Source organism: Photobacterium sp. Alg240-V54 (assembly GCF_900537155.1).
In the GTDB taxonomy this organism is placed as follows: Bacteria; Pseudomonadota; Gammaproteobacteria; order Enterobacterales; family Vibrionaceae; genus Photobacterium.
In genome coordinates this window covers 19,271-45,433 of sequence record NZ_UNRL01000013.1, presented here as the reverse complement: position 1 = coordinate 45,433, position 26,163 = coordinate 19,271, and the positions used below count along the sequence as shown (strand labels likewise).

Annotated in this window: 25 protein-coding genes; 16 read left to right on the top strand and 9 right to left on the bottom strand. The window is 41.2% G+C overall.

Annotated elements, in window-relative coordinates:
* Nucleotides 1-109: 109 nt before the first annotated feature.
* Entirely contained in the window at nucleotides 110-961 is an 852-nt protein-coding gene (queF, locus tag G6R09_RS18840) for an NADPH-dependent 7-cyano-7-deazaguanine reductase QueF (RefSeq protein ID WP_163924015.1), read from the bottom strand.
* An 86-nt stretch (nucleotides 962-1,047) separates the two neighbouring features.
* Between queF and syd the strand changes: the two genes are divergently transcribed.
* Both syd and G6R09_RS18830 read left to right on the top strand, forming a co-directional pair.
* Nucleotides 1,048-1,602 (top strand): SecY-interacting protein, encoded by a 555-nt coding sequence (gene syd, locus G6R09_RS18835; RefSeq protein WP_065167331.1) that lies wholly within the window; start codon nucleotides 1,048-1,050, stop codon nucleotides 1,600-1,602.
* Between the two features lie 3 nt (nucleotides 1,603-1,605).
* On the top strand, nucleotides 1,606-2,382 hold the full coding sequence (locus tag G6R09_RS18830; protein WP_163924013.1) for a Zn-ribbon-containing protein: 777 nt from the start codon (nucleotides 1,606-1,608) through the stop codon (nucleotides 2,380-2,382).
* Nucleotides 2,383-2,421: 39 nt separating this feature from the next.
* On the opposite strand, the gene G6R09_RS18825 is transcribed toward G6R09_RS18830, so the two are convergent.
* From G6R09_RS18825 to G6R09_RS18810, 4 genes are all read right to left on the bottom strand, one after another.
* Nucleotides 2,422-2,694, bottom strand: a complete 273-nt coding sequence (locus tag G6R09_RS18825; RefSeq protein ID WP_163924012.1) for a hypothetical protein — start codon at nucleotides 2,692-2,694, stop codon at nucleotides 2,422-2,424.
* Nucleotides 2,695-2,719: 25 nt separating this feature from the next.
* Nucleotides 2,720-2,950, bottom strand: a complete 231-nt coding sequence (locus G6R09_RS18820; RefSeq protein WP_065167334.1) for a DUF2789 family protein — start codon at nucleotides 2,948-2,950, stop codon at nucleotides 2,720-2,722.
* A gap of 2,401 nt (nucleotides 2,951-5,351) precedes the next feature.
* Nucleotides 5,352-5,666: a DUF3301 domain-containing protein gene (locus tag G6R09_RS18815; protein WP_065167335.1), complete on the bottom strand. Its 315-nt coding sequence runs from the start codon at nucleotides 5,664-5,666 to the stop codon at nucleotides 5,352-5,354.
* A gap of 31 nt (nucleotides 5,667-5,697) precedes the next feature.
* Complete coding sequence (locus tag G6R09_RS18810) at nucleotides 5,698-6,744, bottom strand: DUF3549 family protein (protein ID WP_082967960.1); 1,047 nt, start codon at nucleotides 6,742-6,744, stop codon at nucleotides 5,698-5,700.
* A 155-nt stretch (nucleotides 6,745-6,899) separates the two neighbouring features.
* On the opposite strand from G6R09_RS18810, the gene G6R09_RS18805 reads away from it, so the two are divergent.
* The 3 genes from G6R09_RS18805 (at nucleotide 6,900) to G6R09_RS18795 (ending at nucleotide 8,569) form a co-directional block, all read left to right on the top strand.
* The gene (locus tag G6R09_RS18805) at nucleotides 6,900-7,217 is read left to right on the top strand and encodes a YqcC family protein (protein ID WP_065176918.1); all 318 of its coding nucleotides are present in this window, start codon (nucleotides 6,900-6,902) and stop codon (nucleotides 7,215-7,217) included.
* Between the two features lie 9 nt (nucleotides 7,218-7,226).
* Nucleotides 7,227-8,000: a tRNA pseudouridine(65) synthase TruC gene (gene truC, locus G6R09_RS18800; protein WP_163924010.1), complete on the top strand. Its 774-nt coding sequence runs from the start codon at nucleotides 7,227-7,229 to the stop codon at nucleotides 7,998-8,000.
* A 107-nt stretch (nucleotides 8,001-8,107) separates the two neighbouring features.
* Nucleotides 8,108-8,569: a flavodoxin gene (locus tag G6R09_RS18795; RefSeq protein WP_163924008.1), complete on the top strand. Its 462-nt coding sequence runs from the start codon at nucleotides 8,108-8,110 to the stop codon at nucleotides 8,567-8,569.
* A gap of 101 nt (nucleotides 8,570-8,670) precedes the next feature.
* Here the strand turns inward: G6R09_RS18795 and G6R09_RS18790 are convergent, their stop codons facing one another.
* A complete protein-coding gene (locus G6R09_RS18790; RefSeq protein ID WP_065167338.1) occupies nucleotides 8,671-9,903 on the bottom strand; it encodes a NupC/NupG family nucleoside CNT transporter in 1,233 nt (410 codons plus the stop codon).
* A gap of 151 nt (nucleotides 9,904-10,054) precedes the next feature.
* Complete coding sequence (locus tag G6R09_RS18785; protein ID WP_065167339.1) at nucleotides 10,055-10,705, bottom strand: Crp/Fnr family transcriptional regulator; 651 nt, start codon at nucleotides 10,703-10,705, stop codon at nucleotides 10,055-10,057.
* 133 nt (nucleotides 10,706-10,838) lie between these two features.
* Between G6R09_RS18785 and deoD the strand changes: the two genes are divergently transcribed.
* A complete protein-coding gene (deoD, locus tag G6R09_RS18780; RefSeq protein WP_163924007.1) occupies nucleotides 10,839-11,549 on the top strand; it encodes a purine-nucleoside phosphorylase in 711 nt (236 codons plus the stop codon).
* A 54-nt stretch (nucleotides 11,550-11,603) separates the two neighbouring features.
* On the opposite strand, the gene glnD is transcribed toward deoD, so the two are convergent.
* Both glnD and map read right to left on the bottom strand, forming a co-directional pair.
* Nucleotides 11,604-14,225, bottom strand: a complete 2,622-nt coding sequence (gene glnD, locus G6R09_RS18775) for a bifunctional uridylyltransferase/uridylyl-removing protein GlnD (protein ID WP_163924005.1) — start codon at nucleotides 14,223-14,225, stop codon at nucleotides 11,604-11,606.
* A 137-nt stretch (nucleotides 14,226-14,362) separates the two neighbouring features.
* Entirely contained in the window at nucleotides 14,363-15,202 is an 840-nt protein-coding gene (gene map, locus G6R09_RS18770) for a type I methionyl aminopeptidase (protein WP_163924003.1), read from the bottom strand.
* 373 nt (nucleotides 15,203-15,575) lie between these two features.
* On the opposite strand from map, the gene rpsB reads away from it, so the two are divergent.
* From rpsB to G6R09_RS18720, 10 genes are all read left to right on the top strand, one after another.
* The gene (gene rpsB, locus G6R09_RS18765) at nucleotides 15,576-16,304 is read left to right on the top strand and encodes a 30S ribosomal protein S2 (RefSeq protein ID WP_060998759.1); all 729 of its coding nucleotides are present in this window, start codon (nucleotides 15,576-15,578) and stop codon (nucleotides 16,302-16,304) included.
* 117 nt (nucleotides 16,305-16,421) lie between these two features.
* Nucleotides 16,422-17,267, top strand: a complete 846-nt coding sequence (gene tsf, locus G6R09_RS18760; RefSeq protein WP_065167343.1) for a translation elongation factor Ts — start codon at nucleotides 16,422-16,424, stop codon at nucleotides 17,265-17,267.
* Nucleotides 17,268-17,358: 91 nt separating this feature from the next.
* Nucleotides 17,359-18,087, top strand: coding sequence for a UMP kinase (gene pyrH, locus G6R09_RS18755; protein ID WP_060998757.1), 729 nt, complete (start codon nucleotides 17,359-17,361; stop codon nucleotides 18,085-18,087).
* A gap of 66 nt (nucleotides 18,088-18,153) precedes the next feature.
* Nucleotides 18,154-18,711 (top strand): ribosome recycling factor, encoded by a 558-nt coding sequence (gene frr, locus G6R09_RS18750; protein WP_060998756.1) that lies wholly within the window; start codon nucleotides 18,154-18,156, stop codon nucleotides 18,709-18,711.
* Nucleotides 18,712-18,788: 77 nt separating this feature from the next.
* Nucleotides 18,789-19,550, top strand: coding sequence for an isoprenyl transferase (locus G6R09_RS18745; protein ID WP_065167344.1), 762 nt, complete (start codon nucleotides 18,789-18,791; stop codon nucleotides 19,548-19,550).
* Nucleotides 19,551-19,658: 108 nt separating this feature from the next.
* Entirely contained in the window at nucleotides 19,659-20,507 is an 849-nt protein-coding gene (locus G6R09_RS18740) for a phosphatidate cytidylyltransferase (protein ID WP_065167345.1), read from the top strand.
* A gap of 67 nt (nucleotides 20,508-20,574) precedes the next feature.
* On the top strand, nucleotides 20,575-21,771 hold the full coding sequence (ispC, locus tag G6R09_RS18735) for a 1-deoxy-D-xylulose-5-phosphate reductoisomerase (RefSeq protein ID WP_065167346.1): 1,197 nt from the start codon (nucleotides 20,575-20,577) through the stop codon (nucleotides 21,769-21,771).
* Nucleotides 21,768-23,123: a sigma E protease regulator RseP gene (rseP, locus tag G6R09_RS18730; protein ID WP_065167347.1), complete on the top strand. Its 1,356-nt coding sequence runs from the start codon at nucleotides 21,768-21,770 to the stop codon at nucleotides 23,121-23,123. The genes ispC and rseP overlap by 4 nt, the downstream gene beginning before the upstream one ends.
* 36 nt (nucleotides 23,124-23,159) lie before the next feature.
* The gene (gene bamA, locus G6R09_RS18725) at nucleotides 23,160-25,565 is read left to right on the top strand and encodes an outer membrane protein assembly factor BamA (RefSeq protein ID WP_065167348.1); all 2,406 of its coding nucleotides are present in this window, start codon (nucleotides 23,160-23,162) and stop codon (nucleotides 25,563-25,565) included.
* A 17-nt stretch (nucleotides 25,566-25,582) separates the two neighbouring features.
* Nucleotides 25,583-26,092, top strand: a complete 510-nt coding sequence (locus G6R09_RS18720) for an OmpH family outer membrane protein (protein WP_060998750.1) — start codon at nucleotides 25,583-25,585, stop codon at nucleotides 26,090-26,092.
* Nucleotides 26,093-26,163 lie beyond the last annotated feature (71 nt).

The following is a 26,163-nucleotide window of genomic DNA, read 5'->3' as shown; positions in this document are numbered from 1 at the left end:
CAGCACAATAACACACAAGATGGTGTTGATTTTACGGGGTTAATGCATCAAGTCCAGCAAAGTAAAGATTTTTACCGGACTTAATGTTGAATTCGTCGTTAGGATCTACTTACTGACGCGCAAGGCGGAAGTTATCACTTGGTGTTTTACCCATGTTGGTACGATATGGATTTATATCTAAACCACCACGACGGGTATAACGAGCATAAACAGTCAGTAATTCTGGCTGACAAAAACGCATAATATCATTAAATATGCGCTCAACACATTGCTCGTGGAATTCATTGTGATTACGGAATGACACGATATAACGCAGTAATTGTTCACGGTCGATACGATTACCTTTATAAGCAATACGTACGCTACCCCAATCAGGCTGGTTGGTAATTAAGCAATTTGATTTTAATAGGTGGCTATGAACAATTTCTTCAACGATATCGTTATTATCTGCAGCGCCTTCAAGGTATTCAGGCTTGAAACTGTAGTCATTAATTTCAATATCTTGATCGTCAATGCACTCGCCAAAGAAATTAACAATCGGTTGTTCATTAAAATCAGTCAGTGGCTGAATGGTAACGTCAACATCTTCACCTGCACAACGTGATAAATCAATTTGCAAAGTGTCAGCAATTGCTTGCCAGCCATCAAAGCGGGTTTGATTGAAGCTATTTAGGTACAGTTTAAAAGATTTTGATTCAATAAGATTAGGGCTTGATGCCGGTAAGCGCACTTCACCAATAGCGACTTGAGGTAAGCCTTTTTTATTGAGCCAAGATAATTCGTATAATGTCCAAATATCATAGCCAGTGAATGGCAGTGCATCATCGCTGATATTAATATCGGTACGGTTTAGGCTTCTTGGTACAGGTTGCAGTAGCGATGGATCGTACTGATCTTTATACTCTGTCTTTTGGCCAAGGGTTAAACCGGCTAATTCTTTAGCGTCTTTATATTTACTCATACTGTCTATGACACTCTTGGATTAGAATAAATGTCCGTCGAAACGGTTTAAACCTAAAGTTTACTGAATCTTTTATGAGGTTGCGAATGAATCATCCTGTTACCTGCGCTTTATCTGATTTTTCTGCGCGTTATTTACAAGCGTGGTGTGATGCAGATCGCGGTTTTCCTGTAAGTGAGCATTTAGTTGGGCTTATTTCACCGTGTGTAGTCAATGACAATGGCAGAAATGTGACTTGGAAACCGATTGAGCGTCAGCCAATGATTGCTTTAGAGGGGGTCGAGAAAGGCATGGATTTAGCCCTCCATAGTGATATCAATGCTTTTTATGGATCGCAATTTAGCGGTGATATGAGTGCGATGTTTGGTGAGTTATCACTTGATTTATTGCAAGCTTTTAATGATGACGATATCGAGCGTTTACAACAAAATATTTTAGGTCACCTAGTAACACAACGACGCATGAAGCTTAAACCAACGGTATTTATTGCTGTGGTTGATGATGAATCACAAGTTATTGCTATTTGTAATTTAACCGGTCAAGTGGTGTTAGAAACCTTAGGTAAAGATACTCGCCAAGTATTAGCCAATGATATTGTGACTTTTTTAGAGCAATTACAGCCAGTAGTGGCAGAGGACTAAGGCGTGTTTGTTGTTGAGCTACAATTTGAATGTTTTGATAATACGACTTTATCGCAGGTCGATAGTGCGATAAATGGCTTAATGGATGCATTACGTTATAACGGTCAAGTGCTGGGACGGGAGTTTCCGGTAGTGATTGACGAGGGGATCTTCCGCGTTCGAGTTGTATGCCCAGAGAAAGAGAGCCTTCATCCGCGTTATAATAGCCCTCAAGTGAACGTATGTTATGAGCAATTAACATTATCGTGCTTATTAACCCCTAAAATAAAATTATTAGGCGTTGATCTTAACTCTGATTCTGTCGCTGAAAGTTTTTCACCATCATGGCAAGTGCTTTATACCACCTATGTTCATAGCTGTTCACCATTGCGCAGTGGTGATACGTTACTGCCGATTCCATTGTATCAAACAGGGGCTGTCACTGACGGTGATTATAAAGCGATCATTAAATGGCAGACTGAGTGGCAAGCCTTTGATGAAATTCAAATGGCGATTAAAAGTCCAACTGCTGTGAGCATGGCACTGACTGAGATTGGTGATGTAGACAGTGAACTGTTTATACGTGGACGCAATTTATGTCGCCATATTGAAACCACTACCGAAGTTCCGACTTATTACTATCAATACCGTGTTGGTGGTGAAAATGAAGTAACTGAATTAGCACGAAAGTGCCCAAGTTGTGGTGGGGAATGGCATCAACCCGAAGCAATACATGGTTTATTCCACTTTAAGTGCGATCGTTGCCGTATCGTATCAAATATGTCGTGGAACTTTCAGTAAACATAAAAAAGCACCTATAAAACAGGTGCTTTTTTATCATTAGCGTTCAGCTTCTAAGCGCGCCAAACGAGTTGATAACGCTAGCACCTGTTGCTCTAGCTGCTCTATACGTTGCTCGGCGGTTAACACCCGTTGTTGTTGTTCTATATGTGGTATTTTGGCATTTTTTTGCCATGCTTGCAGTGCTTTAATGATCACCGGAATAGGCAATGATGTTGTTAACCGAGCTTTAATTAATGCTACTGATGGTTGTTTTTTCTCAATAATTAGTTGATTAATAACATTTTCTATTTCTTTGGTGATAGTTGACATTGTTATTCCTAATCTAGCGTAGTCACTATTTTCGAAGTAAGGTATCTAATTGATCGATGACCTCACACCAATCCGCGTCTTGCTGTTGTGATTCAATAATAAATTGTTGTTGGGCCGGAATGAAAAAAGCCGCTTCTGATAATTTTTGCTGCTGCTCTAGTTGATGAGTTTGTAAAAAATGTTCAATAGATTCTGCTGAATTATCTAATCCTAATTGGCTGAATAAATTAGCTAAGTCGTGATTGAAGGCTTCCATATTGACCCCTTACTTTGCACTATTTTCCTTTGACTGAGTATAGTGGATATCGACTTAAAGGGTTATTTTGGCCAAATAGCTAATCCCTTTGTAAGAGATCTCTTACAAGAGTGTAAGATATTAAGCTATTTATTAGTGAATATGACGATTTGTTTTTGTTTAATCTTTTGATTATTAATGTTTTTTGTTTTTTGTGTGGATGTGAAATGAAAAAAAATGTCAGAAAGTGTTTAAATCTATATTGTGGATAATAATCAAAAGCGTAATCTTAATGGTGTCGAAAGGATACGGCATAACGGAACAGGAAAGTGCCACGGATACAGGCAGTCTCAGGATGAGATACTGGTAAACTAGGATGGTTTATCGGATATGGAATGTGAAGGGAATATCGTAGGATGCGATAATAAGTAAACAGGATGTTTACTGGTCGGGAAGACACTAGGACAAACTTCAGGATGAAGTAAGGAACACCTCTAGGATTGAGGCATAAAGGAACACTTCAGGACGAAGTAAAGGACACCTCCAGGAAGGAGATGAGAGTCAGAACAGGATGTGATGACGGGTTAGGATGGCCACAGGAACAACTTCAGGATGAAGTACAAAGGATAATGCTGGCGGAACACAGCAGTCAAAGGATGGATGCAGGGAGCAACATAGTAGCGGGATAGCTGCAAGTAAGACCTCAGGGCGCGACGAAAGTCGCGCCCGCTCTTTTTTGTGGGAAAGAAAAATAATCTCATCAGTTATCGTAATAGATTTGTTTTGATTTTTTAAGGGCGACTTGTTTTTATCCGCACCTCGCACCTCGCACCTCGCACCTCGCACCTCGCACCTCGCACCTCGCACCTCGCACCTCGCACCTCGCACCTCGCACCTCACACCTCGTATCTATCTGTCTAATAACGATATTTTGCTGCGTGTGAATAAATGTGATAACTCGTGAATGGTCTTTGACTACTTGCTGTGTGCGAGATCTCTTACAAATCTGTGGGAGATAAGCATTACAATTGTGACTATATATCTATGATTTTTGCGTAACTATATGTTTAATAATGTTTTAGTTATATATCGACATAAATTTTCATAAAAACAAAAAAAACACATTTTGTAAGATATAGGATTTTGGCGATAATTCGCATAATATTAACAGTGTCGAAAGGATACGGCATAACGGAACAGGAAAGTGCCACGGATATAGGCAGTCTCAGGATGAGATACTGGTAAACTAGGATGGTTTATCGGATATGGAATGTGAAGGGAATATCGTAGGATGCGATAATAAGTAAACAGGATGTTTACTGGTCAGGAAGACACTAGGACACACTTCAGGATGAAGTTAAGGAACACCTCTAGGATTGAGGCATAAAGGAACACTTCAGGACGAAGTAAAGGATACCTCCAGGAAGGAGATGAGAGTCAGAACAGGATGTGATGACGGGTTAGGATGGCCATAGGAACAACTTCAGGATGAAGTAAAAAGGACAATGCTGACGGAACACAGCAGTCAAAGGATGGATGCAGGGAGCAACATAGTAGCGGGATAGCTGCAAGTAAGACCTCAGGGCGCGACGAAAGTCGCGCCCGCTCTTTTTTGTGTGAAAGAAAATAATCTCATCAGTTGTCGTGATAGATTTGTTTTGACTCTTTAAGGGCGACTTGTTTTTATCCGCATCTCGCATCTCGCATCTCGCATCTCGCATCTCGCATCTCGCATCTCGCATCTCGCATCTCGCATCTCGCACCTCGAATATTGTTACAACCAGTGGCGTTATTCTACTTACCGTGTAAGAGATCTCTTACAAAAATGTGGGATTATTTCTCTATTAATAACTATTTATCGTGATGTGGAAATGGTTATTTTATATTTATCATATAGTTATTGGTGGATCTCTCAATGTTAATACTTGTTAAAAGTATTTAATGGGATATTTCACATTGCGTCATTTTTGCCGTGGGGTAATATATTGTCATCAGCTGGAGCTGACAAGGATTAAGGAATAGCCATGGAACTGGCCGCTTAGGAAGAGCACATTGATGATGAGGACTATCATCTCGCAGGATGCAAGGATCTTCTGGGATAGAAGGCCATAGATGGGATATCTATTAGTCAGGATGACAGTATTCTAGGATGGAATAGCAATACTTCAAAACGAAGTCAGGAACAACTTCTAATGAAGTAAAGGACACCTCCTTCGTGGAGAGAGAGTCAGTGTTGGATATGCTGATGGGTCAGGGATTACCGAAGAATGACTTCTAGGATGAAGTTAAGATTTACCAGGGGATTTACGTATATCAAGGATTGATGGCAAGGAGCACAATAGTAGCGGGATAGCTGCAAGTAATATCTAAGGGCGTGGCAATAATTATTGTCACGCCCATTCTTTTTTAAGAGCGCGACTAATCAGTACTCACTGCTTTCCGGAATCCGGTGTGGCGGTAAATAAAAATAGCTTGCTCGAAGACGCTTCATTTCAAGATAGCCTTGATACACATCGACACCATCAGCAGAAAACTCAAAGACGAATACCGTTCGCCAGCCCCATTCATCATGATGATCTTTAAGTTTTTGCTCACCACGAGCAAAGCTGATCATTTGCAGGCCCATATTTTTACAGCGTTGTTCAATATAATATTGTGCCAGTTCAGTTTGACGCCGTTGCTGCCAAAATAAAAAGCCGATAGTCGCAATAATTAAAATGCCGAACAGATTATCCATATAAAAAAGCCCTTATAGACTATAAATGCAATCAGTGATTTTTAGCATGTTGCTGTAATTTTTGAATTGCAGTGATCAGGGCGGGATCTGCTTGTCCATGCAATATTTGTAACATGATTCCACGTAATAATGGCTGCATAACAAGATCAGTAAATAATTGGTTAAACAATGTTTGATCTTCAGTTTCAGCTAAACGTAATAAAAACAGTGAAGCAATATTTGCATCGCTAAAACCGCTCCAACAACGGCCTGCAATCGCAATTAATACCTCGCGATGGCACAGTGCTGGCTGATTTAATAATGTGACTAATGTTTGTTGTAATTGTTGTGGGGCACTGCCAGCCAGCGCGCGGACTAAGGCGGCAATTAAAAATAAATCGGGTTGAGATTGCTGGCACTCAAGGGCTAAACGTTCGCTAATACGTTGCGTGAGAGGCTCTGGTATCGTGCAATGCTCAAGGCAACCTAATAACGCATACAAGGGTGTCATTGGCAGATGATTGAGAGCCTTGCGTAATAATGTCGCATTATTGTGTTGTGAAATGCGGGCACAGATATCAGCTAACCCTTGCAGTCCAATATGTTGCCATTGCTGCCAATCTTGTTGACCTGATAAATACGCTTGTGCATCAGTATAATATTGACTGGGTGGTAACGACAGTAATACTCGAAGTTGCGCATTAAAAATCGCCATCTTGTCGTCATTAGGCTTAAATGTGTAAGGATTATTAGCCAGTTTCTGTTGCTCATCTTCTGTCGGCGTACTATTGAGACTTGCTCCCATTGCCTCAATCACATATTTAATAAAGTCACCGACAGCGGCTTGTTTTAATAGCCCACGTTCATCAAGGGGTAAGCGTAAAAACCACACCCAAGGCGGTTGCTGGTGTTGCCAAAATGAAATTGCAATGTGTGCATGTTGCTGTAGTGGCCATGGATAAGGCTGGCGATTTTCTTCAACCGCTTTAAATTGGCTGATTTCAATTTCATTAACACGCCGACCTAAATCGAAAATATTATAACGACAACCCGCGTTATCAAGTAGTTGGGTTAAAGTATGAAACGTTTCCATGGACATGATAAATAAAGCTCCTTTAATCAGCTTGTCAGTATAATTACTAGCGTTGACTCAGCATACCTGCGAATAGGCTGCTAATCACCATAATATAGTTGGGGCGTGACTACTGAAATGCTATCCTGCGCCGTTTTTATTATCAATCAAGAGGGGTTGGGGTGGATAAATATCATCAAAGTCAGCAATTACTTGCTCAGTTAGAAAATAGATTACAACACCATCAATACTGGGAAACGATCGCCCCTGAACCTCAATCTTTAGCGAGTATTGAGCCATTTGCGATTGATACTTTGGCTTGTCATCAATGGTTGCAATGGATTTTTATTCCTAAACTACGTTATTTAATCGCGCATAATTTACCATTACCAACCCAGTTTGCGATTGCTCCTTATGTTGAAGAAGCAATGAAAAATCAACCAGGAATGGGCGATATTGTGGTGACTGTGCGTGAAATTGATCAATTGTTTAAAGACTAAGTGAGCATAATGGAACTGGAAATTTTATACCGCGATGATGCATTAATTGCGGTCAATAAACCTGCTGGTATGTTAGTACATCGTTCTTGGCTAGATAGCCATGAAACGGTATTTGTGATGCAAACTTTACGAGATCAAATTGGTCAGCATGTGTTTCCATTACACCGTTTAGATAGACCGACATCTGGAGTACTGCTATTTGCACTTTCAAGTGAAATTGCAGCCATGATGATGCCGTTATTTGCGGGGCGAGATATACATAAAACGTACCACGCCATTGTCAGAGGCTGGGTTAAAGAAGCAGCGGTGCTAGATTATCCATTGAAAGTGATGTTAGATAAAATTGCCGATAAAAAAGCCTCTGAAGACAAAGAGCCTCAAGAAGCAATTACTGCTTATGCTCCATTAGCAACGGTTGAAACAAATATTGCAGTAGGCCCTTACACGACTAGTCGTTATAGTTTAGTTGAGATGAAACCTGAGACCGGTCGTAAACATCAACTGCGCCGTCATATGCACCATTTAAATCATCATATGATTGGTGATGTTAATTATGGCGACGGTAAACATAATCGTATGTTCCGCGAACATCTTGATTGTCATCGATTGATGTTACATGCGTCACGATTACAGTTTACGCATCCATTAACTGGGGCAGCGGTGGATATTCGAGCCAATGTAGATGACGTCTGGCAACAGGTAATGACAACATTTAGCTGGTCGCCAACATTGTTGTTAGGTACACCAGATACAATAACAGCAACAATAATGAATGCGTTGTAGTGCAAACTTCTTAGGTTAAATTTACATCAATACTTGCTTTTCTTTGGTGTTGTAGCCAGATTGGTAAGAGTCCCTTATTGAGGACATCTTACAGCAAAGGAGAGCGAATGAATAAGTTAGGCATATTTGTAGGCTCTGTATATGGTGGAGCAGAAGAGTTAGCAGAAACATTAGCGGCTAAATTAACATCAGTACCGGTTGAGATTTTCTTTGATTCAACCTTAGATGATTTTATGGCCTATGATGCTGATACCGTGTTAGTGATAACATCGACCACAGGTCAAGGTGAGATTCCAGAAAATCTTCTACCGCTATATGTGGCGCTAAAAGATCAATTTCCACTATTGCCTAAGCAACGTTATGGTGTGATTGCTTTAGGTGATTCTAGCTATGGTGAAGATCGTTTTTGTGGGGCTGGGCGTCAATTTGATGCGTTATTAAGTGAGCTTAATTCACAATCAGTTCAACCACGATTAGATATTGACGCTGGCGTTCATTTTGAACCGTTAGAGGTTGCTGAGGGGTGGTTTTCTCAATTTATAACGACTGCCGAGCAAGCAGCTGCATAATTAAATAGCCGTCGCACGATGAAATGAATGGTTACCCTGTCGTTATTCATGGGGTAACCATTATTGGATATAAATTATTTGTTGATTAAACAAGGGGATGATTAAACAGCAGCTCCTAATGAGACTAGTAACCCTGCAATTGTTCCGCTCATTAAATTGGCCAGAATAGCAGCAATCAGTGTTCGACCACCAATTTGTGATAATTCTTTTCCTCTTGTAGGTGCCATAGCACGTAGGCCACCAATGACCAACGCTAACGAACCAATATTGGCAAACCCACATAGTGCAAATACTACAATTGCTTGCGTTTTTTCAGACAGTTGATCGGCAACTTCAATAAAACTCACGTAAGCAATAAATTCATTAACAATGATTTTCTGACCAATGAAAGAAGCAGCAAGTGGTGCTTCAGACCACGGTACACCGAGTAAGAAAGCCAGTGGCGCTAATAGGTAACCAAGCAGCAATTGAATCGTTACACCATCAAAACCTAGCATGGCAGCGATACCACCAATAATGCCATTAACCATCGCCATTAAAGCCACGATTGCAATTAATAGTGCGGTTACACAACCGACTTGATGTAAGCCAACCATCGCACCTTGCGTGATGGCGTCTAATAGTGTTTCTGGTTTGTCTTCAGTTTGTTCAATAATTTGATCAAGATCTTGACGCGGAGTTTCTGTTTCCGGGCACATAAGTTTGGCAAACAAAAGTCCTGCAGGAGCGGTCATGAAACAAGCGGTCAGAATGTACTTTACGTCGATGCCAAGATTGATGTAACCAATCATAGTACCGCCCGCCACAGAGGCTAAACCACCGGTCATAATGGCAAATAATTCAGAGCGAGTCATGGTGGCAATAAAAGGGCGTAAGGTTGTTGGTGCTTCGATTGGACCGACAAAGATATTTGCCGTCGCTGACATCGATTCAGAATAACTGATCCCTAAAGGGCGTTTAAGCCCCTTACCTAATAAACCGACAATTTTTTGCATGATTTTAAGGTAATACAGTACTGAAATAAGGGCTGAAATAAAGATCACGACACACAGCACATTAATTAAAAAGATAAATCCGAGTTTATATTGAGCTAAATCACCAAAAGCAAAGCTCAAGCCATCATTGGCATAGCTGATGACATTATTAACACCAGTCGCAATCCCTTGCAGTAACATTTGTCCAGCAGGGACATACATTACAAATGCACCAAAACCGATTTGAATCATAAGCGCACCAAACACGGTTCTAAAACGAATTTTTTTACGGTTTTCTGATAATAATACTGCAATAGCGATCAAAACAATCATGCCAATAATACTGGTGATAATGCTCATAACGGTAATGTCTCAATAGATTCAAAGGGGCTGTTTAGCGTCAGTGTTAACAGCGACCGATGCGTTTTATCTATTGTGGAATCAAAAAAAAAGGACATAAGTCCCTTTTTACGAAAACGTTTGCGTAATGAGTCAATAAAGCAGCATTTTGCTACTTTTGAATAAGATTGAGCTCTTGAACTAAGCTGTCAGCGGCTAATAGACGATAATGCTTATGCTGTTTTTCTAATGTGGCAGCTGTTAACAAATCTTTAATTACTCGTCGTAAAGCCCGTGGGGTTGCACCGAGCTCACCAGCATGTTGTTCAATATTAAATTCAAACCAACCTTGAGCGCTTAAGTGTGATTTTTTAATTAATAATCGAATGGTATTAAAGCGTAAACTATGCAAAATATTATCGAGCGTATGACCAATTGACTCTTCATAACGATGAGAAATTAATTGCAAAAAAGCTAACCCTAACTCGGCGTTATTAAGTACCGCTTCTATGAGTTTATGACGTGGAATTTGATGACCAATACCATCGCTTAATGCTGCGACACTGAACACACTTGTACCTTGCTCTCGAAATATTTCCATTTCACCTAAAATGCCAGAAAACCCTTGTTGAGCATTAACAATATAACGTTTGCCGACAGGGCTTAGGTAAGACACTAAAAAAGCACAATCTTGCACTAAATAGAGGCTATCACTTGGTTCACCTTGAGCTATAAATATTTGGTTGGCTGTTAATTTAACCGGACGGCAGCAGGGTAATTGTAATAAACGTTGATACAGCGATAAATGCAGTTGCTGAGGCATAAGTAAATTTCATTATAATCGAGTAAGTGACTAAAATTGATACTGAAGATGGACAAGTGTCCTTTTCAAGCGCGGAGCTTAGCTTTACAGTGCGGGTATCTCAACCTCTTTTTTATTTGGAATTGATACTTCGATGGCGACTCCACACATTAATGCTCAAGCGGGTGACTTTGCTGATACTATTTTAATGCCAGGCGATCCGCTACGGGCTAAATATATTGCAGAAAATTTCTTAGAAAACGCACAAGAAGTAACCAATGTTCGCGGTATGCTTGGCTTTACTGGATTCTATAAAGGTCAGCGATTATCTGTGATGGGGCATGGTATGGGCGCACCTTCTGCGTCGATTTATGTTCAAGAGTTAATTACTCACTATAACGTCAAAAACTTTATTCGCATTGGTAGCTGTGGTGCGATCCATGATGATGTCCAACTGATGGATTTGATCGTTGCGATGGGAGCAAGTACGGATTCTAAAATGAACCGTACTCGACTGCGTGATCATGATTTCGCAGCGTTAGCTAACTACGATATGCTACGAACTGCGGTTGATCTTGCAAAAGAAAAACAGTTATCAGTAAAAGTCGGTAATGTATTTTCATCTGATCTATTCTACCGCCCAGACGAAGACTTTTATCAGCAACTGGCACAATACGGTATTTATGGTGTTGAAATGGAAGTGTCAGCATTTTATACCCTTGCTGCTCAGTTTGGCGTCAAAGCATTAGCTATTTGTACCGTAACCGATCATATTTTACGCCATGAAGGCTTAAATGCAGAAGATCGTGTGACGACATTAAATGACATGATTAATTTAGCGCTAGAGACTGCAATTACATTGTAATCTCAAGATAGATAACAACACCGTAGTTAAATACGGTGTTGTTATGGTTGTTATTTAGGCATGTTTATTAATCGTTAGGATCAGCGTTTGGCGTAATAATTGTTGCTGCTCGGTGGTTAAACGGCCACCAGATTCATTAACAATAATAAAAAAGTCTTCTGCACGCTCACCTATAGTGGTGATCTTTGCCGCTTGTAAACTAATATTCAGTTCTGCAAATACTGATCCTATCTTTGCCAATAACCCTGGCATATCAAGCGCAACCAATTCCATCATGGTTTTACGTCCGGTTTTGGTTGATAAAAACTCAACCTTAGTCGGTACATTGAAATGAAGTAATTTGCGTGGTGCGCGACGAATTTTACGCTCAGATTTCATTGCTGTTAGTGCTTTGGTTAAATTTCGAATAATCCCCACATGACGATTTTCATTAATGGCTTTACCGTTAGGGTCGAGCACCATAAAAGTATCGAGCGTATAACCATCTTTACTGTTCATGATCTGAGCATCATGAATACTAAGATTTTTCTTATCCAGCTCCGAGACCACAATAGCAAATAGCTTGGCTTTATCTTTGCTGTAGATAAACACTTCAGTGCCGCCACGGGTCGCTTTCTTACTCATTAATATAATCGGTTTATCGCCGCTGTGTTTTAGCAATGCTTGTGCGTGCCATGCCAATTGTTTATGAGTATGGCGTAGGAAATAATCGGCTTTAAAGCGACGCCATAACACTTCAATATCACGTGGTATAAAGCCTTTACTGCGTAAGATCGCTGATGCTAGCTGTTGATTGTGACGAATACGACCACGCATATCTGGGGTTTTTTCCAGTCCGCGGCGTAATGTCTTTTGGGTTGAGTAGTAAAGCTCAGCCAGTAATGTACGCTTCCAGCTATTCCATAAGTCTTGGTTAGTGGCACAAATATCGGCAACGGTTAAACAGACTAAATAATCTAAATGTTCTTCATCACCCACTTGTTTGGCAAATTCAGCCACCACTTCAGGATCGTAAATATCACGTCGCTGTGCAGTAACCGACATTAATAAATGTTTTTGCACTAACCATGCGACTGTTTCTGCATCAGGGTGGGACAGTCCGTGTTCGATACAAAAATCATAAGCATCCACCGCACCTAATTCGGAGTGATCACCACCGCGTCCTTTAGCAATATCATGAAATATCGCCGCAAGAATCAAGATTTCTTTTTTGATTAACCGTGGGTAAACTTCACAACAAATAGGGTGCTGTGAGTGATGTTCAGGATCGTTGAATTTATGGAGATTTTTAATCACTCGAATACTGTGTTCATCGACGGTATAAACATGAAATAAATCAAATTGCATTTGACCGACAATATGACTCCATTGCGGCAGGTAAGCAGCTATAACGCCATGACGATGCATCAGCCGAAATGCTTTTTGAAGTGCATTAGGTTGGCGAACCAATTCCATGAATTTTTCACGCGCGGCTGGAATTTCAATTAAAAAACGGTTTAAGCGACGACGAGCGGTACGTAATTGGCGCAGAGTAGGCGCTGCAATGCCTTCGATATCAGAATTTTGAGCAATATGAAGAAACATATCGAGGATGGTTTCAGGTCGCGCTTGAAATAACGCGGGTTTAGTCGCTTCAATCAAATTGCCACGTAATTGAAAATCATCATTGAGTATAATCGGAGCTAAACGTGCATCAGGCTTAATGATGGCTTCATCAAACAGCTGTAACAGCATTTTATTAAGCTCAGCCACACGACGCAGAATACGGTAAAACGCCTTCATCATCATTTCAACGGCTTGGTTGCCTTCACCATGATAATCAAGGAGTGCTGCGACTGAGGGTTGATGATCAAAGGTAAGACGATTGTCATAGCGACGCAGCTCAATGTGGAGCGCAAATCGAATTCGCCATAACGCGTTTTGGCATTCAACCAATTCACGGTATTCAGCATCAGTTAAAAAGCCATGATGACTCATTTCTAATAAGCTGGTGGCACCAAAATGACGCCGTGCAACCCAGCTAAGGGTGTGAATATCACGTAAGCCACCAGGGCTAGATTTAATATCTGGCTCAAGATTATAGGTGGTATCGTGGTAGCGAGCATGGCGGACTCGCTGCTCTTCAAGTTTTGCTTGAAAAAATGTCTCGCTGGGCCAAAATTGTGGCGAATTAATGGCAACAGTTAATTGGTGAAAAGTTTGTTGATTACCACATAAAAAACGTGACTCAGTTAAATTGGTCGCGACTGTCAGATCATCTTTGCCAACCGCAATACATTCATCGACGGTACGCACACTTTGGCCAACCTCTAATCGTAAATCCCATAAAAGAGTAATAAGCGCGCTAACATTATTCGCCACATCTTCTGCTAATGGATGTTGGCTTAATATTAATAAATCGACATCTGATAATGGGTGTAATTCTCCGCGGCCATAGCCACCAACGGCAATTAATGCCAGATCCGGTTGTTGTTCAAAGCCATAAAAACGCCATAGTCGAATCAAAAGCTGATCGATAAATTGGCTGCGCTCAGTGACTAAATCAATAATGGATTTTTGCTGCTTAAATTGATGCTTTTGCTCTTCAGAAAAATGGTTAAGGGCACTGCGTAGGCTGTCGAGCGTAATGGCATCATCGAGGTAATCAGAAAGTTGCGTCGCTGAAATGTCAGTCATTGCTATCCGTGCGGTAAAGGTATCTTAAGATTACTATAACCATTTCAAGCGTTGAACTGTATCGCTAGATATAAAAAAACCGACACAGCAGGTCGGTTTTTTTGATTTCAGTATGTACTGCAATAGCAGACGCCGAATTATGCGTTATGCATTAGGCGTGGCAATGTTTCTTCTTTACGCAAGGTTAAGATTTCACAGCCATCTTTAGTGACGAGTAAGGTATGTTCCCACTGTGCCGACTTTTTCCCATCGACAGTGTATACAGTCCAACCATCTTGCTCATCAGATTCACAGCTGAATTTACCAGCATTAATCATTGGCTCAATAGTAAAACACATGCCTTCTTTCATGACAGTACGGTCGCTATTTTTATAGTGAACAACTTGTGGTTCTTCATGGAATTCATTACCAATACCATGACCACAGTAATCTTTCACGATAGAAAAACGGCTGCTGCCTGCTTTAATGAACTTCTGAATAGCGGTACCCAGATCGCCAATTTTAGCGCCAGGTTTTACTTTTTTGATTGCCAGATAAAGGCTTTCTTGAGCAACGCGGCAAAGGCGTTTGTCTTCAAGAGATACTTCACCTACTTCAAACATCTTTGAAGTATCACCATGGTAACCGTCTTTAATCACTGTCACGTCAATATTAATGATGTCGCCATCTTTTAATACTGCTGGCTTGTTATATTTACCATCGGCTTCTACAACAATTTCATCTTGAGCTGCAGGAATGCCGTGGCAAACAACGTGGTTAATTGAGGTACACACAGATTTAGGAAAGCCGTGGTAGTTCAACGGTGCTGGAATCGCTTGTTGAACTTGTGTGATGTAGTCATGACAAATTTTGTCTAACTCTTCAGTGGTCACACCCGCCTTTACATGCGGTTCGATCATTTCTAATACGTCTGCTGCCAAACGGCCAGCAACACGCATTTTTTCAATTTCTTCAGCCGTTTTGATCTTAATGCTCATAAAATCGTCTCAATCTGTATGTTTCTGTGTGATTGTTATATTACCAGTCGCAAGGGGTTAAAGGGAAGATAAGATTAGTTCTCATATCCAATTTTGACTGGATTTTATTGGCTGTTCTATGGTATAAAGCGCGCCGTAAACAGTGATTTTGTTTCTGTTATAAGCGAAAATTTAACCCTTAGCTGGCTAAGTTGACGTCTAGTAATGGTACAACTTGATTGGATTACACATACTTTTATTTATTATTCACACATATCGACACATCTGCCGGGGTGCTCAGTTACTTATTTTAAGTAACAATGGCGATTACGCTGTTATCGGGTCGGTTTTAAGATGGGATATGTGGACGCCTAACCCCATAGAGGATTATTCAATGGCAACTGTATCAATGCGCGACATGCTTCAGGCTGGTGTACACTTTGGTCACCAAACTCGTTACTGGAACCCAAAAATGAAGCCATTCATTTTCGGCGCTCGTAACCGTGTACACATCATCAACCTAGAAAAAACTGTACCAATGTTCAATGCAGCTCTAGCTGAAATTGAAAAAATTGCTGCTCGTAAGGGTAAAGTTCTTTTTGTTGGTACTAAGCGCGCAGCTAGCGAATCAATCAAAGAAGCAGCAATCAGCTGTGACCAGTACTACGTAAACAACCGTTGGTTGGGTGGTATGTTGACTAACTGGAAAACTGTTCGTCAATCAATCAAGCGTCTTAAAGAACTTGAAGCTCAATCTATTGATGGTACTTTCGAAAAGCTAACCAAGAAAGAAGCGCTTATGCGTACTCGTGAAATGGAAAAGCTTGAGAAATCACTAGGTGGTATTAAGAACATGGGCGGCCTACCAGACGCAATGTTCGTAATCGGCGCTGACTGTGAGCACATCGCAATCAAAGAAGCTAACAACCTAGGTATCCCAGTATTTGCTGTTGTTGATACTAACTCTGATCCAGACGGCGTTGATTTCGTTATCCCAGGTAACGATGACGCAATCCGCGCGATTCAGCTTTACACTGGTTCTGTAGCTCAAACTGTTAAAGAAGCTCGTAACCAAGATATCGCTGTTCAAGCAGAAGAAGACGGTTTCGTAGCTGAAGCTTAATAGCCTGCTGCTTTACATAAGCATCTTAAGTTACCTTGCGTAAACTAAGAATGGTTACCAGGGGCCGATAATGGCCCCTGATTTTTACTCAACGAATTCAAATCTGAGGATTATCACATGGCAACAGTTACAGCTGCCCTAGTTAAAGAACTGCGTGAACGTACTGGCGCAGGTATGATGGATTGTAAGAAAGCACTAGTAGAAGCTAACGCTGATATCGAGCTAGCAATCGAAAACATGCGTAAGAGCGGTGCTGCTAAGGCTGCTAAAAAAGCAGGTAACGTAGCAGCTGAAGGTACTATCATCATCAAAGATGCTGACGGTAAAGCAGCACTTGTTGAAGTAAACTGCCAGACTGACTTCGTTGCTAAAGACGGTAGCTTCCTTGCATTCGCTAACGCTGTTGCTGATGCAGCACTTGCTAGCCACGCTACAGTTGAAGAACTTCAAGCACAATTTGAAGAAGCACGTATCGAGCTAGTAGCTAAGATCGGTGAGAACATCTCTATCCGTCGCGTAGCTTACATTGCTGGTGACAAAGTTTCTGCTTACACTCACGGTGCTCGCATCGCAGTAGTTGTTGCTGGTAACGGCGACGAAGAAACTCTTAAGCACGTTGCAATGCACGTTGCAGCATCTAAGCCTGAATACGTTAACCCATCTGACGTACCTGCTGAAGTTGTTGCTAAAGAGCGTGAAGTTCAAGTTGAAATCGCTATGAACGAAGGCAAGCCACAAGCTATCGCTGAGAAGATGGTTGAAGGCCGCATGAAGAAGTTCACTGGCGAAGTTTCTCTAACTGGTCAAGCTTTCATCATGGAACCAAAGAAAACTGTTGGTGACGTACTGAAAGAAACAGGCGCTACAGTAACTAACTTCGTACGTCTAGAAGTTGGCGAAGGTATCGAGAAAGCTCAAGAAATGAGCTTTGCTGAAGAAGTAGCAGCTGTTCAAAAAGGTTAATCCTTTTTAATCAGAATACCAAAGACCGCAACCGACGTTGCGGTCTTTTTACAACTCCATATCTCAAAATCAGCTTGGAAGGTAAAAAAACATGACCACAAACCCTAAACCAACTTATCAACGTATTCTTCTAAAACTAAGTGGTGAAGCACTACAAGGTAAAGAAGGATTTGGTATTGACGCTCAAGTTCTTGACCGTATGGCACAAGAAGTAAAAGAACTCGTTGAATTAGGTGTTCAAGTCGGCCTTGTTATCGGTGGCGGTAACTTATTCCGTGGTGCTGGTCTGGCTGAAGCGGGTATGAACCGAGTTGTGGGCGACCACATGGGTATGCTAGCAACGGTAATGAACGGCTTAGCAATGCGTGATGCGCTGCACCGTGCCTATGTGAACGCGCGTGTAATGTCTGCTATTCCTTTAAATGGTGTATGTGATAACTATAACTGGGCTGATGCGATCAGTCAGTTACGCCAAGGCCGCGTTGTTATTTTCTCTGCAGGTACAGGCAATCCGTTCTTCACAACAGATTCTGCTGCATGTCTTCGTGGTATCGAAATCGAAGCTGATGTAGTATTAAAAGCAACAAAAGTTGAAGGCGTGTTCACGGATGATCCAGTTAAAAATCCAGATGCTACGCTTTGTGAAAAGCTGAGCTACCAAGATGTACTTGAAAAAGAACTTAAGGTAATGGATTTGGCTGCATTTACTCTTGCTCGTGACCACAATATGCCAATTCGTGTATTTAACATGAATAAGCCAGGTGCATTGCGCCGTGTTGTGATGGGTGAGCAAGAAGGTACGCTGATCACTAACGCTTAAGCCTTGTGAATTTAATGTAGTGCTGAAATCAGCGCTATGATGACAGCATAATTTAAGGTATTTATCGTGATTAACGAAATTAAACAAGATGCGCAAACGCGCATGGAAAAAAGCGTAGAAGCGCTTCGTAACCAACTAGTAAAGATCCGTACAGGTCGTGCACATCCAAGCCTACTTGATACGATTCATGTTGAGTACTACGGTGCAAATACACCGCTAAACCAAGTTGCTAACGTAGTTGCCGAAGACTCTCGTACTCTTGCGATTACTGTTTTTGACCGTGAGCTTGCGCCTAAAGTTGAAAAAGCGATTATGATGTCTGATTTGGGTCTGAACCCAATGTCTGCGGGTACGGTAATTCGTGTACCATTACCACCGCTAACAGAAGAGCGTCGTCGTGATCTGGTTAAGATTGTACGTGCTGAAGCAGAGCAAAGCCGTGTAGCAGTGCGCAATATTCGTCGTGATGCGAATGCAACAGTTAAATCTTTACTAAAAGATAAAGATATTTCTGAAGATGATGATCGCCGCGCACAAGATGAAGTTCAGAAACTAACAGATGAAGCTATCAAGAATATTGAAGCTGTTCTTGAAGTAAAAGAAAAAGAGCTAATGGAAGTTTAAGACATTATTGTCTTAGTTTAGCTGACAAAGTTAAGGCGCTGTGCGGCAGCACGGCGCTTTTTTTTTGAGGGATAAATATGGCACAACCTTCAATAGACGCTGTTCCTTCAGCCGACTATCTTCCACAACACATCGCAGTGATTATGGATGGTAATGGCCGTTGGGCTAAAGCCAAAGGTAAAGCGCGAGTATTTGGCCATAAAGCAGGTGTAGAAGCAGTACGTAAGACCGTTTCTACTGCAAATCGACTTGGTATTAAAGTTGTTACACTGTTTGCTTTCAGTAGTGAAAATTGGCGTCGTCCTGAGGATGAAGTCTCATTACTAATGGAATTATTCATGACCGTTTTAGGTCGTGAAGTTAAAAGACTACATAAAAATAATATTCGATTATGTATTATCGGAGACAAAAGTCGCTTCAGTGCTCGGTTGCAGAAAAAAATCGCTGCAGCAGAGTTACTAACTGAAGGTAACACTGGGCTAGTGTTAAATGTGGCTGCTAACTACGGCGGTCAATGGGATATTCTTCAAGCCACGAAGCAAATGATGCAGCGTGTTATTGATCAACAACTTGATATTGAATCTCTGACTGAACAAGATTTAGCGCAGGGATTAGTGACTCAAGGCTTACCTGATGTTGATCTGTTAATTCGTACCAGTGGTGAATGTCGCATTAGTAATTTTATGCTGTGGCAAACCGCCTACGCTGAATTATATTTTACGGAACAACATTGGCCTGACTTTGATGAAAAAAGTTTAGTGGATGCTGTGGCATGGTTTGTTAATCGTGAACGTCGTTTTGGTTGTACTGGCGAGCAGATACAAGCTTTGTTAAAATAAAAGACATTATTTTCGCCAATGCGCAGGGTTGTGTGTTGGCGTTATTGTTTAAGTAACGGTTTTTTCCGATACTAAATATCATATCTCCTATATAAAAGAGGACGCAGTTTGCTCAAGCAACGAATTATTACCGCGCTAATCCTCGCGCCACTCGTCATTGCAGGAATATTTTTTCTGCCGTTGCCTGCTTTTATTATTGCGATGGCTGCAATAACCTTAGTTGGTTTCTGGGAGTGGACGCAGTTCGTTAACGCATCATCACGTATTAATGCGATGATTTTACCTACCATCATGCTGGGAGCAAGCATCGCGCTATTACCCACTGATCCTGCTTCTCTTTCTCACCCTGATGGTATCTATCGCGCTATATTACTTATTGGTGGTTTATGGTGGTTAGTCGCATCAGCATTAGCGATTAGTTATCCTAAAAGTGCTGATTTCTGGTCAAAAAAACCGTTTTTAAAGCAAATTTTTGGCTTGCTCACATTATTGCCTTTTTTTTGGAGTATTTTAATGCTCCGTGCCGTGAATTATGACAATAATCCGTATCATGGTGCTTGCTTAGTTTTACTAGTGTGCTTATTAGTGTGGGCTGCCGATACTGGCGCTTATTTCTCTGGCAAGCGTTTTGGTAAGCATAAGATGGCGCCTGCGGTAAGCCCAAATAAAACCATTGAAGGGCTAATTGGTGGAGCCTGTCTAGCTATTTTAGTGACTTGGTTAGGCTCACATTTATTATCGATCGAGTTTTCATCATTAGGCCAATTATTCTTTATTGCGATTGTCACGGTGATTATATCTGTCTTAGGCGACTTAGTTGAAAGTATGTTTAAGCGCGTGTCTGGCATTAAAGATAGCGGTAATATATTGCCTGGACATGGTGGTATTCTAGACCGAATTGATAGTTTAACTGCAGCGATCCCTGTATTTGCGTTGCTCTATCTGTGGCTAATATAATTAATTAATAGCCATCTTTTCTAAAGGCAGCTATTTCGCTGCCTTTTTTGTAACTGTAAGTGATTTTATGCGTAAGTTAACGATTCTTGGTGCGACGGGCTCAATTGGTAGTAGTACGTTAGCAGTAATTGCTCAAAACCCTGATTCATTTGACGTTACCGCTTTAGCTGCGGGTTCTAATGTTGAAAAGATGTTTGCACTGTGCCAGCAATGGCAACCAAAATATGCTGCAATGGCATCTGCAACCGCAGCAGCTCAGCTTAAGACATTGATTGAGCAAGCTAGTTTGAATATCACAGTGTTAAGTGGTGACGAAGGTATTTGTCGCGTTGCCGCATTAGATGATGTTGATACTGTGATGGCGGCAATTGTTGGTGCGGCAGGCTTATTACCGACCATGGCTGCGGTTAAAAAAGGTAAGCGAATCTTATTAGCTAATAAGGAAGCGCTGGTAATGACGGGCCAAATGTTCATTGATGCATGTGAACAATATGGTGCGGAATTATTACCCGTTGATAGTGAGCATAATGCAATTTTTCAGGCATTACCGGCTGATATACAGCGCCGCATGGGACGTTGTGATTTAGCAGCTTCTGGGGTGAGTAAAGTATTATTAACCGGCTCAGGTGGACCATTCCGCTATACTGATATCAGTGCCTTAGATGCCGTTACTCCAGCGATGGCGATTGCACATCCTAACTGGTCGATGGGGCCTAAAATCTCGGTTGACTCTGCAACCATGATGAATAAAGGCTTGGAATATATTGAAGCGCGCTGGCTATTTAACGCCAGTCGTGAGCAAATGGAAGTGATTATTCATCCGCAGTCAGTGATTCATTCAATGGTGCAATATAAAGATGGCTCGGTCATCGCACAAATGGGCTTGCCTGATATGTGTACCCCGATTGCGTGTGCAATGGCTTATCCTGAGCGTGTTGATGCGGGAGTGGCACCACTTGATTTTAGTAAGATCGGTGAGTTTACCTTTATGGAGCCTGACTTTGAGCGTTACCCATGCTTAAAATTAGCCATTGATGCTTGTTATCAAGGACAAGCAGCGACCACAACCTTAAATGCTGCTAATGAAATAGCAGTGGCTGCATTTTTAGCCACCGAGATCCGTTTCACTGATATTGCGAAAGTGAACCAGTTGGTGTTAGAAAGAGCAGTATTAACTGAACCTAATGATATTGATGCCGTAATGATGCTAGATAAACAAGCACGTGAGCTTGCGTTAGACATTATTGCGAAGGAATTTGCATGATTGAATTTATCCGTAATTTAAGCGCTTTTTTAGTTGCTCTTGGTATTCTTATCGCAGTGCATGAGTTTGGCCACTTTTGGGTTGCTCGTCGCTGTGGTGTCTATGTTGAACGTTTTTCTATTGGTTTTGGTAAAGCCTTGTTTAAGCGTGTGGGCAAAGATGGCACTGAATATACATTAGCCATGATACCACTTGGTGGTTACGTCAAAATGCTTGATGAGCGGGTAGCTGAAGTTCCGCCAGAGAAGCGTCATATGGCGTTTAATAATAAGAAAATTTGGCAGCGAAGTGCTATTGTTGCTGCAGGGCCGATGGCAAACTTTGTGTTTGCTATCTTTGCTTATTGGGTGGTTTATCTGATTGGGGTACCAGCATTAAAGCCTGTAATTGGCGAAGTTGCTCCTCAATCAATTGCAGCAAAAGCGGGAATTATTCCCGGAATGGAACTAAAATCAGTTTCTGGACTCGAAACATCTGATTGGGAATCAGCCAATATGGCATTAATTTCCCAAATCGGTGATAAACAAGTGGTCATAACAGCACAAGAGCCTGACAGTTCGATTGTTGTTTCACGTACACTTGATTTAACTCATTGGTCATTTGATCCTGAATCACAGCGAGTATTGACGACATTGGGGATCACTCCATTTACGCCGCCAATTACGCTAACTGTTTCACAACTTGTTGATAATAGTGCAGCAATTGATGCAGGATTTAAATTAAATGATAAGATTGTCGCAGTAGATAATAAATCAGTAACGCAGTGGCAGCAATTTGTTGATGCTGTGCGTACGCATCCTGGAACAACGCTACAAGTTGAAGTTTTACGTGATGAAGAACCGATGATGCTATCATTGACGCCTCGTGTAAAAGTAGAAGCTGATGGCAAAGAAGTTGGCTATGTAGGATTGGCACCAAGTATTGAACCTTGGCCAGCATCATACAAAGTTAATTTGCAGTTTGGTCCGATTGATGCGGCGATAAAAGCGACCGAAAAGACCGGTCAATTAGTGTCATTAACGTTTGATATGGTCACTAAGCTTGTTACTGGTGATGTTGCAATGAAAAACCTCAGTGGGCCGATTTCTATCGCCAAAGGGGCTGGAATGACTGCCGAGTTTGGCTTAGTGTATTTCCTTGGTTTCTTAGCGTTGATCAGTGTTAACTTAGGCATTGTAAACTTATTACCTTTACCTGTGCTTGATGGCGGACATTTAATGTTTTTTGCTGTTGAGGCGGTAACTCGTCGTCCTGTATCTGAACGAATTCAGGATATTGGCTATAGAGTGGGATCAGCCATCTTGGTTGCGTTAATGGCGGTTGCGCTATTCAATGATTTTACCCGACTTTAATAAATGCGTATTTAGCAAGGAATAATCAGTACAGTAATGGCGATTAAAAAACTGTTAGTCGCATCGCTGCTTTTGACAAGTAGCGTTGCGCATAGCGCGGAAAATAAATTTGTAGTTGATAACATTCGTTTTGAAGGTCTTCAACGAGTCACCATGGGCGCAGCATTGTTAAAAATGCCTGTTCGCGTTGGTGATACTGTTGATCCACAGGATATTTCAGCACTGATCAAATCTCTTTATTCTTCCGGCAATTTTGAAGATATTAAGGTATATCGAGACGGTAATACGTTACTGGTCGATGTAAAAGAGCGTCCAACTATTGCAGATATTACCTTTGCGGGTAATAAAGCCATCAAAGATGAGCAGCTAAAAGAGAACCTTGAAGCATCAGGTCTGCGTGTTGGTGAAGCGTTAGATAGAACAACCTTATCTAAGATCGATAAAGGTCTAGAAGATTTCTACTACAGTGTCGGTAAGTATAATGCCACTGTAGAAGCGGTTGTGACGCCTTTACCGCGTAATCGTGTTGATGTGAAATTTGTCTTTACTGAAGGCGTATCAGCTAAAATTAAGCAGATCAATATCCTCGGTAATCATGTTTTCAGTGATGCTGATTTGGTAGGTAAGTTCAAACTTAAGGACAGTGTGCCTTGGTGGGACTTTATGGCCAATGAAAAGTATCAAAAACAAGTATTGCAAGGCGATTTAGAAACATTACGCTCGCAATATTTAAATAATGGTTATTTAAAGTACCGTCTAGAATCAACGCATGTTGCTATTTCTCCTGATAAAAAAGGCGTGTACATTACCCTAAAAGTTCATGAAGGTGAGCAATACAAGGTTAAAAACGTTAAGTTCCAAGGTGACGTTGCTGGCCGTGTTGCTGCATTTGATAAACTGGTGACCTTTAAACCTGACACTGTTTACAATGGTGCAGAAGTTACTGCGTTAGAAGAAGCGGTTAAACGTGAATTGGGTAAAGCAGGTTATGCTTATCCAAAAGTTACCATCATGCCTGAATTTGACGATGCAGCACATCAAGTGACGTTGATCGTTAATGTTGAGCAAGGTAAGCGTGTGTATGTACGCAATATTGAATTTAGTGGTAATAACACCACCAAAGATGAAGTATTACGTCGTGAAATGCGTCAGATGGAAGGCTCATGGTTAAACGGTAAAGCGATTGAAACGGGTAAGCAACGTTTAAACCGCACCGGTTTCTTTGAAAATGTTGATGTACAAACTGTACGAGTACCAGGTTCTGACGATCAAGTTGATGTGAAGTACAAGGTTAAAGAAGCGAACTCAGGCAGTGTTAACTTTGGTGTCGGTTACGGTACTGAATCTGGTATTAGTTTTCAGGCAGGTCTAACCCAACAAAACTTCTTGGGTACAGGTAATCTGTTTGGCATTAATGCCATGACCAATGATTACTCTAAAAACATTAGTCTTGAATATAAAGATCCGTACTTTACGATCAATAACGTTAGCTTGGGTGGTAAAATTTACTACAACGAGTTTGAAGCATCTGATGCTAATATCTCGGATTATACTAACCAAAGTTATGGCGCAAGTTTAACTTGGGGCTTCCCATATAATGAATTGAACTACTTCGATTTTAGTCTTGGCTATGATCACAATAAGATCTCTAATATTCAAGATTACTATCAGATCCAGCAGTTCAAAAAGATTCATGGTTTTGATCAAGATAGTGATAACGCAATTTCACTTGATGACTACAGCTGGACTGTGGCATGGACGCGTAACCACTTAAACCGCGGTTATTTCCCGACTTCAGGTAATTACCAGAGTGCGTCATTTAAGATGACTATTCCAGGTTCTGATTCTCAGTACTTCAAAACCCAATATGATGTGCGTCAATATATTCCATTAACGGAAAAACAAGACTACACCTTATTGTTACGTGGTAAGTTAGGTTACGGTAACGGCTACGGTAAAACTGATAATGGTAGCGATCAATTGATGCCATTTTATGAGAACTACTATGCCGGTGGTTTTACCACTATTCGTGGTTTCCGCTCAAACACTGTTGGTCCAAAAGCTGTTTATGGTCAAGGCCAAGGCAATAACCAAAAAGGTGTGGTGAGCGACGAATCTACCGGTGGTAATGCTATTGCACTCGCAAGTATGGAACTAATTGTTCCAACCCCGTTTGCTTCACAAGAAATTAAAAATCAAGTACGTACTAGTTTCTTTGTTGATGCGGGTTCTGTGTGGGATACTGAATTCCACCCTGATTATACTAACGCAAGTTCATTACCTGATTACTCAGATCCAGGTATGATTCGAGCGTCTTACGGTGCTGCATTACAGTGGATGTCTCCAATGGGTCCACTTGTATTCTCGGTTGCTAAACCAATCAAGAAATATGAAGGGGATGATGAAGAGTTCTTCACATTCACCATTGGCCAGTCATTCTAATTTTTAAGGAGAGTCTTTTGAAACAGTGGATTAAAGCAGCAAGTTTAGGTTTAGTAATTTTATCTTCATCTATGTATGCCAATGCAGCTGAAGCTGCACAAAAAATTGGTTATGTGTCGACAGGTCAGGCAATGTCTGAATTAGCGGCGCGTTACAATGTACAAGAAAAATTACAAAAAGAATTCAGTGGCCGTGTGGCGGCATTGCGTGCGATTGAAGGTAAAATGAAAACCAAAATCGACAAGATGAAGCGTGACGGTGAATTAATGACACCTAAACAGCGTACTGATATTCAACGTGAACTTGCAGCTCTTGATTCTGATTACAAGCTAAAAGCAAAAGCACTAGCTGAAGATCAACGTCGTCGTGGTATGGAAGAAGAGCAAAAGTTAGTTAAGAAGATCCGTACAGCTATCGACACTGTAGCGAAGAAAAATGGCTACAATGTTGTACTAGACGCACAAGCGGTATTGTTTGCAAGCAAAAGCGATGACTTATCATCTAAAGTTATTGCAGCTGTAAAATAAAACAGTCGCCCTGTGGTAAACGTTGTAGCTGGCAGAGCCAGCTACAACTTTTGATCTAACAGCCACCTTAT